At 68.9% G+C, this 12353-nt stretch carries 13 protein-coding genes; 2 read left to right on the top strand and 11 right to left on the bottom strand.

What is annotated here, in order from left to right:
• Positions 1 to 2: 2 nt before the first annotated feature.
• The 4 genes from ABZ909_RS31210 to hemB all read right to left on the bottom strand — a co-directional run bounded on the left by ABZ909_RS31210 (position 3) and on the right by hemB (position 2577).
• On the bottom strand, positions 3 to 239 hold the full coding sequence (locus ABZ909_RS31210) for a hypothetical protein (protein ID WP_357006678.1): 237 nt from the start codon (positions 237 to 239) through the stop codon (positions 3 to 5).
• A complete protein-coding gene (locus tag ABZ909_RS31205) occupies positions 239 to 787 on the bottom strand; it encodes a hypothetical protein (RefSeq protein ID WP_357006675.1) in 549 nt (182 codons plus the stop codon). Before ABZ909_RS31205 ends, ABZ909_RS31210 begins: the two co-directional genes overlap by 1 nt.
• Before the next feature lie 277 nt (positions 788 to 1064).
• Positions 1065 to 1577, bottom strand: a complete 513-nt coding sequence (locus ABZ909_RS31200) for a hypothetical protein (protein WP_357006672.1) — start codon at positions 1575 to 1577, stop codon at positions 1065 to 1067.
• A gap of 22 nt (positions 1578 to 1599) precedes the next feature.
• Positions 1600 to 2577, bottom strand: a complete 978-nt coding sequence (gene hemB, locus ABZ909_RS31195) for a porphobilinogen synthase (protein WP_357006669.1) — start codon at positions 2575 to 2577, stop codon at positions 1600 to 1602.
• A gap of 209 nt (positions 2578 to 2786) precedes the next feature.
• On the opposite strand from hemB, the gene ABZ909_RS31190 reads away from it, so the two are divergent.
• Positions 2787 to 3107, top strand: coding sequence for a hypothetical protein (locus ABZ909_RS31190; protein ID WP_357006667.1), 321 nt, complete (start codon positions 2787 to 2789; stop codon positions 3105 to 3107).
• Between the two features lie 347 nt (positions 3108 to 3454).
• Here ABZ909_RS31190 and ABZ909_RS31185 read toward each other — a convergent pair whose 3' ends face one another.
• The 5 genes from ABZ909_RS31185 to ABZ909_RS31165 form a co-directional block, all read right to left on the bottom strand.
• Entirely contained in the window at positions 3455 to 5017 is a 1563-nt protein-coding gene (locus ABZ909_RS31185; protein WP_357006664.1) for a bifunctional uroporphyrinogen-III C-methyltransferase/uroporphyrinogen-III synthase, read from the bottom strand.
• Entirely contained in the window at positions 5014 to 6228 is a 1215-nt protein-coding gene (hemC, locus tag ABZ909_RS31180) for a hydroxymethylbilane synthase (RefSeq protein ID WP_357006661.1), read from the bottom strand. The genes ABZ909_RS31185 and hemC overlap by 4 nt, the downstream gene beginning before the upstream one ends.
• Entirely contained in the window at positions 6225 to 7613 is a 1389-nt protein-coding gene (locus ABZ909_RS31175; protein WP_357006658.1) for a glutamyl-tRNA reductase, read from the bottom strand. Before ABZ909_RS31175 ends, hemC begins: the two co-directional genes overlap by 4 nt.
• The gene (locus ABZ909_RS31170; RefSeq protein ID WP_357006655.1) at positions 7610 to 8374 is read right to left on the bottom strand and encodes a redox-sensing transcriptional repressor Rex; all 765 of its coding nucleotides are present in this window, start codon (positions 8372 to 8374) and stop codon (positions 7610 to 7612) included. The genes ABZ909_RS31175 and ABZ909_RS31170 overlap by 4 nt, the downstream gene beginning before the upstream one ends.
• A gap of 323 nt (positions 8375 to 8697) precedes the next feature.
• A complete protein-coding gene (locus ABZ909_RS31165) occupies positions 8698 to 8958 on the bottom strand; it encodes a glutaredoxin family protein (RefSeq protein WP_357006652.1) in 261 nt (86 codons plus the stop codon).
• Positions 8959 to 9150: 192 nt separating this feature from the next.
• Between ABZ909_RS31165 and ABZ909_RS31160 the strand changes: the two genes are divergently transcribed.
• Positions 9151 to 10092, top strand: coding sequence for an HAD-IB family hydrolase (locus tag ABZ909_RS31160; protein WP_357006762.1), 942 nt, complete (start codon positions 9151 to 9153; stop codon positions 10090 to 10092).
• Positions 10093 to 10262: 170 nt separating this feature from the next.
• On the opposite strand, the gene ABZ909_RS31155 is transcribed toward ABZ909_RS31160, so the two are convergent.
• A complete protein-coding gene (locus tag ABZ909_RS31155) occupies positions 10263 to 11282 on the bottom strand; it encodes a lysophospholipid acyltransferase family protein (RefSeq protein WP_357006649.1) in 1020 nt (339 codons plus the stop codon).
• Positions 11279 to 12310 (bottom strand): NAD-dependent epimerase/dehydratase family protein, encoded by a 1032-nt coding sequence (locus tag ABZ909_RS31150; protein ID WP_357006760.1) that lies wholly within the window; start codon positions 12308 to 12310, stop codon positions 11279 to 11281. Before ABZ909_RS31150 ends, ABZ909_RS31155 begins: the two co-directional genes overlap by 4 nt.
• Between the last annotated feature and the right edge of the window lie 43 nt (positions 12311 to 12353).

The raw sequence follows: 12353 nt of genomic DNA, 5'->3' as shown, positions 1-12353 counted from the left end.
GCTCAGCGCGCGAGCCGAACCGCCCGCGCCACCACGTCGATCACCGCCAGCCCCGACATGATGGCCAGCACCGCGCACCCCGCCAGCCAGGGGCCGATGTACCGCGTCGCGGTGAACGCGGGCACCTCACCCTGCGGCTTGAAGACAGTGGTCCGAATCCCGTTGTGCCAGCACCACACCGCCGCCACCACCAGCACCGGCACCAGCACGAATTCGGCGAATACGGTCAGCCATCGCATTACCGCGCTTCCTTCCGCTCGTCGTCCGACCCGCGCTCGTCATCGGTACCAGGCTCGCCATCGGTACCGCGCACCCGCTCCAGCGCGGCCGTCAGCTCGGCGCGCAGCGTGACGTGATCCCGCGCCCACGCCTGCACCAGCCGCCCGTCGGTCAGCTTCAGCCCGATTCCCTTGCGCCGCCGCGGCACTCCGGTCAGCTCGCCCAGCGCCCGCGCCGACTGCCAGTCCTCATACTCCCAGGACTCCTCGTCCTCCTCCGGCAGCACCCCGGCGATGTCGCGCAGCGGCACCACCTCCGTGCCCTCGCGCAGCTGCTCGGGCGTCAGCTCGACACTGATATGCCGCTTGCCCGCCACCACCTGCAACCACACGAATCCGGCCAGCAGCACCGCGCAGAAGACCAGCCCGAACCAGTGGATGGCGCCGCCCCGGATCAGCTCGATGACCAGGATGATCGCGCACAGCGCGGGTCCGTAGGCGATGGCCCGCCAGCGCGCACCGGGCTCGGAGAACAGCACGGCCCCGGGGGTGTTGATGGCCTCACTCATAGGTCGAGCGTAAAGATCGTGGATTCGCTCAGCGGGCCAGGCCCGGAATCAGCAGCACGGCGAGGGTGAGCAGCCCGAACAGAAACAGCAGACTCAGCACCAGCACATCGCGCCGCAGGCTGTGCGGCTGCTGGATCACCACTCGCATCGTTGCCTCCGCCTTCCCGGAGCCGAACGCGCCATATCACAACGTATGGCGACCGGCACCCGGTTCCCGAATTCTCTGTGACTGCCCTCACCATACCCGCTAGTACGCTTGTCACAAACTCGGGCGTACCTACTGCGGCCGGGGACGGAAGAAGGCCTCGGATTCACCTCGGTAGCACAGGAATACGGCCCCGCCCGCCAGCACCGCCGCCACGATTCCGGCCCCGCCGGCGACCAGCGCGGCCGTACCCTCCTTGACCCCGATGCCGAACAGCGTGCCCGCCGCGCCGAGCACCAGGAAGACGCCGAAACCGGTGAGAAGTGCTCGCGCCCAGGCCTTTCCGCGTCCCAGCTGGTACACCACGGCCACTCCGGCGCCGGTGAGCACCAGCCAGAACACGCCGACCAGGACGAACGCGATCGCCATCCAGGCCTGCACCTGTGCCAGCGTCACGGCCGGCTGCTGCTCCTTGACCTGGTCGAACATCTGCTGCGCCAGATCCCGCCGCTGCCCGAACTGCGCCACCAGCGAGGCGATCAACTGCACCAGCCCGACACCGAGTGTGGCGTACCAGAGTTGGCAGGCGGTGCGCACGTCTTCGGGAGCCGGGCGCGAAATACCCGGCGGGACCATCGGATTCACGATCGGAGCTACTCGGTCACGCTCACGACAGCCAGTGCGCGGCCTCGGTGGCCCAGTAGGTCAGCACCATGTCCGCGCCCGCGCGCCGGATGCTGAGCAGCGACTCCAGCACCGCGCCCTTGCGATCGATCCAGCCGCGCTGGGCGGCCGCGGTGATCATGGCGTACTCACCGGAGATCTGATAAGCCGCCACCGGCACCGTGGAGCGGTCGGCGACCTCGCGCAGAATGTCCAGGTACGACATGGCGGGCTTCACCATGACGATGTCCGCGCCCTCGAGCAGATCCAGCTCCAGTTCACGAATTGCCTCGCGGCGGTTGGCCGCATCCTGCTGGTAGGTGCGCCGATCCCCCTGCAGTGAGGAGCCGACCGCCTCCCGGAAGGGACCGTAGAAGGCCGAGGCGTACTTGGCCGCGTAGGCGAGGATGCCGGTGTCGGAGTACCCGGCGGCGTCCAGGCCCGTGCGGATCGCGGCCACCTGGCCATCCATCATGCCGCTGGTGCCGAGCAGGTCCGCGCCGGTTTCGGCCTGCGCCAACGCCATTTCGACGTAGCGGGTCAGCGTGGCGTCGTTGTCGACCGCGCCGCTGTCGTCGAGCACACCGCAGTGGCCGTGGTCGGTGAACTCGTCGAGGCAGGTGTCGGCCATGACCACGGTCGATCCGCCGACCTCGTGCGCCAGCGCGCGCAGGCCGCGGTTCAGGATCCCGTTCGGATCGCTGGCGGCACTCCCCTGCGCGTCCTTGTCCTCGGGCTTGGGCACACCGAACAGCATGAGCCCGCCCACGCCCGCGGCCACCGCCTCCACGGCCGCCTTCCGCAGCGAATCCATCGAGTGCTGGAAAACGCCTGGCATGGAGGAGATCTCGTGTGGTTCGCCGATCCCGTCGGCGACGAACATGGGCAGAATCAGATGCCGCGGCTCCAGGCTGGTCTCGGCGACGAGCCGACGCATGGCGGGAGTGCGGCGCAACCGCCGAGGGCGGTCCATTCCGGTCATGTTCGCATGATATGCCCGCCCCGCGACCCCGATGCGCGCGCCTCCGCAGCCGGGCCGGCCCGCACCGTCGCCGTCGCCGGGCCACATCGCCAAAGCCATTGTGAGCAGCCGATTTTTGTCGGTGGGGGCGAGTAGAATCGAAGATGTGTTCGAAGGAGTCGCACCGCCTATGAGGGGTGCGGATCCGGATCGCGACGGGAGGAATGGTCGTGCTCGCAGCTGTTACCAGCATGTCCGACAAGGTGAACAGGGCCGACGGAGTGCCGAAGAAGGGGGACGTGATCGATCACGCGTGGCGGCCGCTGTCCAAACAGCCGCTGCCCGCAGGGCGGCCGCGGTCGTGGTACATCTCGCACAATCGCAGGTTGAAGGCCATGCGGCTGGCCATCGCGCTACTGGACTCCGGGTCATTCAGCCCGGATCAGGCGACCAATGAAAACATCCGTCACGCAGCGGAAGTCATCGGCGTGCACTGGCCCTCGGATGCCACCTGCCGCATGGTCCGCCGCCTGATGGCGGCTCAACGCTGACAACGGTGGAGGCTCTCCGAGGCCGCGCAAGAGACTTCGGAGAACCTCCGCCGCGCACGGCGGCCGCTAGGAGACCAGGCAACCGGTGCCGGTGGTGCCCGGGGCACCCGAGCCGGTGGTCAGGCACTTCAGCGCGATCAGGCCGACTGCCGTGCGCTTCATGGACGTTCACCTTTCGAAGATCGAATGCTGAACGCAGCGTATGCATTTCGGGTCGAAATGAAACGCCAGCATTTTCATGGGCATCCGCCCAGCTAATGCGAAATGCCGCGGGCCCCGCATCATTGGATGCGGGGCCCGGTTCCGGCTGACGAACACGGCGATACCGCCGGGCCCGGCCGCGAGCGCTAGCGGCTGCGGCGGCTCTTCTTGCGCGGCGGCGGCAGCAGGCCCTCGGCACGCAGGTGGGCGGCGTGCTCGGCGAGCGCCTCGACGAGCGGGCCGACCTGGGCGATCTCGGGCTGCACGTCCACGCGCAGGCCGAATTCGATTGCGGTCTCGGCCGTCTTGGGGCCGATGCAGGCCACGATGGTGCGGGCGTGCGGCTTGCCGGCGATACCGACCAGGTTCCGGACCGTGGAGGACGAGGTGAACAGCACGGCGTCGAAACCGCCGGTCTTGATCATCTCGCGGGTCTCCGCGGGCGGCGGCGATGCACGCACGGTGCGGTAGGCGGTGACGTCGTCGATCTCCCAGCCGCGGTCGCGCAGGCCCTCGGCGAGGGTCTCGGTGGCGATGTCCGCGCGCGGCAGCAGCACCCGGTTCACCGGGTCGAAAACGTCGTCGTAGGGCGGGAAGTCGGCCAGCAGGCCCTCGGAGGACTGCTCACCGCTGGGCACCAGCTCCGGGTTGATGCCGAAGGAGCGCACCTTCTCCGCGGTGGCCTCACCGACGCAGGCGATCTTCACACCGCTGAAAGCGCGGGCGTCCAGGCCGAATTCGCCGAACTTCTCCCACACCGCGCGCACCGCGTTGGTGGAGGTGAACACCACCCACTGGTAGCGACCATCGACCAGACCCTTGACCGCGCGCTCCATCTGCGCGGGGCTGCGCGGCGGCTCGACCGCGATGGTCGGCACCTCCATCGGGATGGCCCCGTGCGTGACGAGCTTCTCGCTCATCTCACCGGCCTGCTCCTTGGTGCGCGGCACCAGCACGGTCCAGCCGTACAGGGCCCGCGACTCCCACCAGGAGGTCTTGGCGCGCTTCTCGACCTCCTTGCCGACCGTGACCACCAGCGGGCCTACCAGTTCGGAGGCGGCATTGTTCAGCGTCGCCAGCGTGGCGTCGATGGTGCGCTGCTGCCGGGTGGTGCCGCGCACGGTCACCGCGACCGGGGTCTGCGGCGCCATGCCGTGCTCCACCAGCGCCGACGCGGTCTCGGCCAGATGTCCGGAGGTGGCGTGCAGCACCAGCGGGCCCGGCGCGGCCGCCACGGCCGCCCAGTCCACCTCGCCGCGCACGTCCACCTCGGTGTGGCTGGAACCGATTTCGATGCCCGCGTAGGCGGGGACGGTGGTACCGGCCGAAAGACCCGGCAGCACCTCGAAGTTCAGGTGCGAGCGGGTGACGGCGTTGATCTCCTGGATGACCGAATCGGTGGTCATCGGGTCGCCGGAGACCAGGCGCACCACGTCGGAACCATTGCGCGCCTCGGCGATCAGCGTCTTGGCCACCTCGGCGGCGTCACCGAGCGCGGGACGCACGTCGACGGGACGGGTCCCGTCGGGGTTCTCCTCGACCGCGGTGCCGATCAGGGCGAGCACGCCCTTGTCGACATCGGGATCGGTGAACGCCAGCGTCGCCCGGCCGAGCACCTCGCGGGCCCGCACGGTGAGCAGCGCCGGGTCGCCAGGCCCGGACCCCACGAAAAGGATCCGACCGGGATTCTTCTTCGTCACTCGGCTCACGGCTGCACCTCGCTAGCGTTCGGCGCAACCGTGCCCGAAGGCGCTGTGCTGATGATTCGCTCGCTGCGCTCGCTCATGGGTTGGTTCTCCATTGGGCTGGGATTGCTGCTGTCGGTGAGCTCAGCGGATTCCTCTGTGACGCTGAGCAGGTCGCGCGCCCCCAGCTCCAAGAGCTCGCGCGCCAGTGCACGACCCAGGTCCGCGGCATCCGCGACCGAGCCGACCACTGAAGCCCGGATCACATCCGAGCCGTCGATCGCCGCCGCGCAGGCGCGCAGCGACAACTCCTCCACCACCCGGCCGTCGTCGTCGAGCGATTCGACGACCTCTGCCAGCGCACCGATCGGTGCGGTACAGCCGGCCTCCAGTTCGGCCAGCAATGCCCGCTCCGCGGTGATCGCGGCACGGGTGCCGGGATCGTCGAGAGCGGACAGGATGGTCACGAGTTCGGTGTCGGCGCTGCGGCATTCGACCGCCAGCGCGCCCTGCGCCGGGGCCGGCAGCATCTGCACCGGTTCGAGCGATTCGGTGACGGCGTCGAGGCGATCGATGCGGGCCAGCCCGGCCCGCGCCACCACGACGGCATCCAATTCACCGGAAGTAACTTTGGAGATGCGGGTGTCGAGATTGCCGCGCAGCGGCACGATCTCGATGCCGAGGCCCAGCGCCTTCAACTGCGCGGACCGGCGCGGCGCGGAGGTGCCAACCTTCGCGCCCGCGGGCAGCTCACCGAGCACCAGACCGTCGCGCGCCACCAGCGCGTCGCGCGGATCCTGGCGGGCCGGGATGGCCGCGATGTCGAAGCGCGGATCCTGCGCGGTCGGCAGGTCCTTGTAGGAGTGCACCGCGATATCGACCGTGCCCGCGGCCAATTCCTCGCGCAGCGCGGCGGTGAAGACGCCCACCCCGATCTTCTGCACCGGATCGGTGGCGTTCTGATCACCGGCGGTCTTCACGATGACCAGCTCGGCCTGCTGGCCGTTGGCGATCAGGGCGTCGCGCACATGCCCGGCCTGGGTGAGGGCCAGCAAACTGCCGCGGGTACCGATGCGCCAGGGCGCCTCGACGGTTCCGCGGCCAACAATCCGCTCCGCGGCGCGGCCAACAATCCGCTCCGCGGTGCGGCCAACAATCCGCTCCGCGGCGCGGCCAACAGTCCGCTCCGCGGAGGGGACGGTTGTTTCGTTCTCGTGCACCATTGCTCCGGTCATGCGGTGTGCCCCTGTTCGTCGCCCGGGTGAGCGGCGGTGAAATCGTCGGCCAGTTCGCCCTGCAGGGCGGATATCTCCATCGGCGCGGCAACCGCTTGTGCCGCACCGGGTTTCAGTTCGAAAAGCTCGCGCAGCGCCTCGGCATAGCTGTCGCCGCCGGGCGTGGACGCCAGCTGTTTGACCCGCACCGTCGGTGCGTGCAGCAGCTTGTCGACCACCCGTCGCACGGTACGGGCCACTTCGTCGCGTTCGGTGGATTCGAGTCCCGGTAGTCGGGAATCCAGCCGGAGCAGTTCGGCCTCGACCACGTCGGCGGCCATCTGGCGCAGCGCGGCCACGGTCGGGGTGACCTCGGCCATGCGCTGTCCGGCGAGGTATTTCGCGAGTTCGTCGGCGACGATGGTGCGCGCGGCGGCGGTGTCGTCGGCGGCCGCGCCGGCCGACGGATCGCGCTGCAGCGTCTCCATGTCGATGACGGTCACACCCGGCAGCCCGGCCACCGCGTGGTCCACATCGCGGGGCAGGCCCAGATCACAGATGACCAGCTCGTCCGAGCCGGTCTTGGCGGCCAGCGCGCGATGCACGTCCGCCAGCGTCACCACGGTGCCGACCGCGCCGGTACAGGTGACCACCACCTCGGCGGCGGCCATCGCCTCGGTCAGCCGGTCCATCTCGATGGCCTCGGCCGGCACGCCGTGCATGGTGGTGGCCGTATTGGCCAGCCGCTGCGCCTTTTCCAGCGTGCGGTTCACCACCAGGATCTTCGCCGCCCCGCCGCGCGCCAGCTGCGCCACCGCGAGCCCGCCCATGGCGCCCGCGCCCAGCACCAGCGCGGTGCGGCCCGCCAGCGGACCCAGCACGAGGCGTGCCCGATCCAGCGCCACCGACACCACCGACGCGCCCGCGCGGTCGATCCCGGTCTCGGAGTGCACCCGCTTGCCCACCCGCAGCGCGTGCTGGGCCAGCTCGTGCAGGGTGCGCCCGGCGGCCTGCTGCGCGTCGGAGGCGGCGTAGGCGGCGCGGATCTGGCTCAGCACCTGCTGCTCGCCGACCACCATGGAGTCCAGGCCCGAGGCCACCGCGAACAGGTGCTCGGCCGCGGCCTCCGCGTAGCGCACGTACGCGTGCTTGGTGAGCTCCGGCAGCGGCAGACCCGAATGCTTGGTGAGCAATTCGCCGATCTCACCCAGCGCCGGGTGGAAGGCGTCGACGACCGCGTAGACCTCGATGCGGTTGCAGGTGGAGACGATCATCGCCTCGGAGACGTGGCTGGAGGCCAGCATCTTGTCGGTCAGCTTGGGCCGGTCGGTCTCGGTGATGGCGATCTTCTCGAGCACCGGCACCGGTGCGCTGCGATGCGAGATCCCGACGAGAAGCACACTCATGGCTGGACCACCGCTCCCTTGCTGGTTGTCATCGGTACCCGGGGCATCAGGCTCCCGGCGGCCGCGCTCATCGCTTCCTCCGCGGCCGATTCCGCGTTGCGGGCCCGCTCGAACGACAGCAACTGCATCTCCACCGCGAGATCGACGCGCCGCACCTCGACGGTGGCGGGGGCCTCGAGCGCCAGGGCGGAGAAGCTCAGGATGCACTGCATGCCGGCCTCGACCAGCCGATCGCAGACGCCCTGCGCGGCCGCGTCCGGCACCGCGATGACGGCGATGGTGGGCTCCAGAGTGTCCACGGCGTCGGCAAATTCGGCGACATCGCGAACGACCAGTCCGCAGACCGTCGTGCCGATCACCGCCGGATCGTTGTCGAACAGCCCGACCATGGCGAACCCGCGGCGGCGGAAACCGCCGTAGCCGACCAGTGCCCGGCCCAGATGACCGGCTCCGACCAGCACCACCCGGTGCCCCTCGGAGAGGCCGAGCACATCCTCGATGCGGTCGCGCAGCTTGATCACGTCATAGCCAACGCCGCGAACGCCATTGGGTCCCAGGAAGGAAAGATCCTTGCGCAACTTCGCCGAACCGACACCCGCCGCGACAGCCAGTTCCTCACTCGATACGATGGCTACACCGTCGTCGGCGAGTACGGCGAGCACGCGGAGATAGGTGGCCAGCCGGGCCACCGTGGCCTGCGGGATCTCCTTCTGCAGAGCCTTGGAGACGCCAGTCGGCGGCGTCTCGTGCTGCTCTGTCACGTCGCTTGCGCTCCTCGTCCGGCCGGGGGTGAGTGTCCGGGTTCTTTTGTCGACCCGACGCCGGGAGACCGTCGCGGTCCTTGCAGGCGAGGTCGAGTCAGGTTCAGGGGGTCGCTTCCGCTGCCCGAGAAGGCGGGTCGCGTGCCACCACCGTAACCGCTTGTGAAGCCCTGCACAAAGTCGGTGAATTCAGTCACTTTGCGGCGGGCTCCGGCCCCGGCTTCATTCAACCCTCATCAGCGCGAACCCGCTACGCAACACACCGGCGGGAACGGGTGAAGGGGGGCCCGCGTCGCGAACCCCCGAAAAGCCGCTATTGCGCCTTATTTCGCGAGGTCGGCGCGCAGTCGCGGCCCGTCCACGTCGAAATAGCTGTGCTCGCGCCCATCCAGCAGCACGACCGGCAGCCGATCGCCGTATTCGGCGCGCAGGCCCGGATCGGTGGCGGCGGCCTTGTCCACGTCAACGGTCGCGACCTCGATGCCGAACTCGGAGCAGATAGGCCGCAATTGTTCCAGTGCCGTGTGGCACAGACCGCAGCCGCTGCGGGTCAACAGAGTCACAGCATGTGTCGAATCGCTCATAGCCACCATCTAACAACTCTCCGATATGTCGTTCGCCGTCTACGTTGCGGCCACCCCCGGGCGTTACTGTGGACTTGTTCGCGCTAACAGGCGGAGGTACTGGTGCCGGAACGTTCGAAAGAGCAGGGGACGGGCTTCATCGCGGGACGCTTCGGCGAATTCCCGGCGCGCTGGGGTCAGGGCCTACAGGACCTGCAGGATCAGTTCACCCGCATCACCCGCAGTCCGTTCGGTCCGAGCGAGGAAGAGGTCCGCGCCAACCTGGCCGGCGAGGCCAGCGCCGACGCGGCCATTGCCCTGCACGACGCCGAACTCGCGCTGCGGGACGACCACATGCCGACCCTCGCGGTCCCCCGCGACCTCACCGCCGCCGCCTTCTTCGACGTCGACAACACCATGGTGCAGGGCGCGTCCATCGTGCACTTCGCCCGCGGGCTGGCCGCGCGCAAGTACTTCAAGACCTCCGACCTGGTCGATATGGCCTGGAAGCAGGTCAAATTCCGGGTCACCGGCAAGGAGAGCCACTCGGATATGGCCTCCGGCAAGGAGAAGGCGCTGTCCTTCATCGCCGGCCGCCCGACCGCCGAACTCGCCGCGCTCGGCGAGGAGATCTACGACGAGATCATCGCCGACAAGATCTGGCCGGGCACCCGGGCGCTGGCCCAGATGCATCTCGACGCGGGCCAGCAGGTGTGGCTGGTCACCGCCACGCCGGTGGAGCTCGCGCAGGTCATCGCCAAGCGGCTGGGCCTGACCGGCGCGCTCGGCACGGTCGCCGAGAGCGAGAACGGCGTGTTCACCGGCCGCCTGGTCGGCGACATCCTGCACGGGCTGGGCAAGGCGCACGCGGTGCGCACGCTGGCCATTCGCGAGGGCCTGAACCTCAAGCGCTGCACCGCCTACAGCGACAGCCACAACGATGTACCCATGCTCTCGCTGGTCGGCACCGCCGTGGCCATCAACCCGGACGCGGACCTGCGCGAGGTCGCCAAGAACCGCGGCTGGGAGATCCGAGACTTCCGCACCGGCCGCAAGGCCGCGAAAGTCGGTGTGCCCACCGCCCTGGCGCTCGGCGCGGCGGGTGGCGCGGCGGCCGCGGTGCTCTCGCGCAAGCGGGAAGCGAAGGCCAGCTGAACCTCCCCGCACTTCAGCGCACGGCCGAGAGCCGTTGGCGTTATGTGCGCGTGCCGACGGTTGGGTGCCGAACCAATTTTGGGCGTCCCCGATGAGTTACCCCGACCGTCGCCAAATCAGTTGTCAATTCGGCATACCGGTCGGGGCAAGCCAACTTCTACACGAATTGTTCAGCCGGTGAACGGATTACGGCGCTTGATCAGATTTTTGTACAGCGTCCCCTGAATGGTTTCGCGGACCTGATCGGTGACTTCGAACATCGTCATCGGATCATCCGCATCAGCCGGCTCGTATCCGGCGGTCGAAATCGGTTCGCCGAATTCGATGTACCACTTCGACGGGAGCGGAATGGCGCCCAGCGGACCCAGATGCGGAAACAGCGGCGTCACCGGGAAATACGGGATACCGAGCAGGCGGGCCAGCGGCTTCAGATCGGCCAGCTTCGGATAGATCTCCTCCGAACCCACAATGGAGCACGGAATGATCGGCACCCCGGTGCGCACCGCCGCCGACACGAAACCGCCACGGCCGAAACGCTGCAGCTTGTACCGGTCCGAGTACGGCTTGCCGATGCCCTTGTAGCCCTCGGGGAACACGCCCGCGACTTCGCCCGCGCGCAACAGCCTTTCGGCATCCGCCGGGCAGGCCAGGGTGTGCCCGGCCTTGCGGGCCAGCCCGCCGATGATCGGCGTCTCGAAGATCAGGTCCGCGGCCAGGATGCGCAGCGCCCGCTGCTTGGGGTGCCGGTCGTGCACGGCCAGCTGCAGCATCAGCCCGTCCAGCGGCACCGTGCCCGCGTGATTGGCCACGATGAGCGCGCCGCCCACCTCCGGAATGTTCTCGATGCCCGACACCTCGACCCGGAACCACAGGTCCGACAGCGGGCGCAGCATCGGGAGGATCACCGATTCGAGAAGGTGCTCGTCCAAACCGAATTCGTCGACCTGGTAGTCGCCGGTGAGGCGACGGCGCGCGAAGTCGGCGGTGTAGCGGACCCCGTCCGCAACGGTCCCCCGAATCAGATCGCCCAGCGATTTGGGCTGGCGCGCTTCGACTTCGGCGAGCCGATCGGTCAGCGAGGTCACCGGGGTGAGCGCCGGCTCCCCCACCGGCCACACCCGGGGCGGACGGCTGTGCCGCGCCTCGAAATCCACGTCGTGAAGTCGAATCACCTTCGCTACATCACTCATTGGTGTGCTCCCGTCCCGGCCCCGAGCAGGCCGAGAAGTTTGTTTTCTGCGGCGTCGATCCACGCGGGATCGATCACGGGCCGCAACGCTGCGCCCCCTATGAAGTCGTCGAACGCCTGGACCGTGGTCCAGCGCGGCTGGAAGCCCAGTTCGGTGCGCATCCGGGTGGTGTCCAGACCACATCCGAAATGGAAGTAGTCGATCTGCTCCGCGGTGAACTCCCGCATGACCGGGCCCATCACGGTCCGCCCGACGGTGCGGAAAACCGCGTACGGGACCGGCAATTCGACCCGCCCGGCCCGGCGGATCGCCTGCGACAGCGCCATCGCGCCGTCACCGGCCACATTGTAGGTCCCGCCCGGGGCCGTCATGGCCCCGTGGACGAGGGCGGCGATGCCGTCCTCCTCGTGCAGCAGCTGCATGCGCGGATCACGCCCGAGGATGGTCGGGGTGATCGGCGAACGGAAGTACTGCACACCGCGTTTGGCCAACTGCGGCCCCACGATCGGCGGAAAGCGCAGAATGGCCGCCGAGATGTCCGGCCGCCGCCGCGCCAGCCCGCGGACGAAGCCCTCCACCTCGATCATGTCCCGCGCGAACCAGCCGCGCGGCGGCGTGCGCGCGCCCATTTCCTCGGTGAATTTCACCGGGTCCTTGGCGCTGCACCCGTAGACGGCGGAGGAGGAACGCACCACCACCCGCCGCACACTGGAAGCCTTGCGGCACACCGCGAACAACTGCATGGCGCCGAGGACGTTCATGTCCTTCATGGCGGCCCGGCCGCCGCCCGAGGGCGGGCGCGACAGTGCCGCGGGATGCACCACCGTGTCCACCTGATTTCCGTCGATAACCTTGCGGATCAACGGATTACGAATATCGGCGCGCACGAATTCGGCGCGGCCCATACGGCGCAGCAGCTCCCGGCTGGGCTGTTTGGCATCCACGGCGATGACGCGTTCGACGGCCGGGTCGGCCGCCAGCCGGGCCACCACATTGCCGCCGAAGAACCGGCTCGCACCGGTCACCATCACCACCTTGGGCGCCTGCCCGTCCCGAGTCCCTGCCACTCCG

Origin of the sequence: Nocardia sp. NPDC046763 (genome assembly GCF_040645495.1) — a bacterium.
Lineage (GTDB): Bacteria > Actinomycetota > Actinomycetes > Mycobacteriales > Mycobacteriaceae > Nocardia.
This window is presented reverse-complemented; position numbering and strand designations above follow the sequence as displayed.

Excerpts from the sequence above, each read along its gene's own strand:
- ABZ909_RS31155 (WP_357006649.1), bottom strand. The coding sequence starts at position 11,282 with ATGAGTGATGTAGCGAAGGTGATTCGACTTCACGACGTGGATTTCGAG.
- ABZ909_RS31165 (WP_357006652.1), bottom strand. The coding sequence starts at position 8,958 with ATGAGCGATTCGACACATGCTGTGACTCTGTTGACCCGCAGCGGCTGC.
- ABZ909_RS31175 (WP_357006658.1), bottom strand. The coding sequence starts at position 7,613 with ATGAGTGTGCTTCTCGTCGGGATCTCGCATCGCAGCGCACCGGTGCCG.
- hemB (WP_357006669.1), bottom strand. The coding sequence starts at position 2,577 with ATGACCGGAATGGACCGCCCTCGGCGGTTGCGCCGCACTCCCGCCATG.
- ABZ909_RS31205 (WP_357006675.1), bottom strand. The coding sequence starts at position 787 with ATGAGTGAGGCCATCAACACCCCCGGGGCCGTGCTGTTCTCCGAGCCC.
- hemC (WP_357006661.1), bottom strand. The coding sequence starts at position 6,228 with ATGACCGGAGCAATGGTGCACGAGAACGAAACAACCGTCCCCTCCGCG.
- ABZ909_RS31150 (WP_357006760.1), bottom strand. The coding sequence starts at position 12,310 with ATGGTGACCGGTGCGAGCCGGTTCTTCGGCGGCAATGTGGTGGCCCGG.
- ABZ909_RS31210 (WP_357006678.1), bottom strand. The coding sequence starts at position 239 with ATGCGATGGCTGACCGTATTCGCCGAATTCGTGCTGGTGCCGGTGCTG.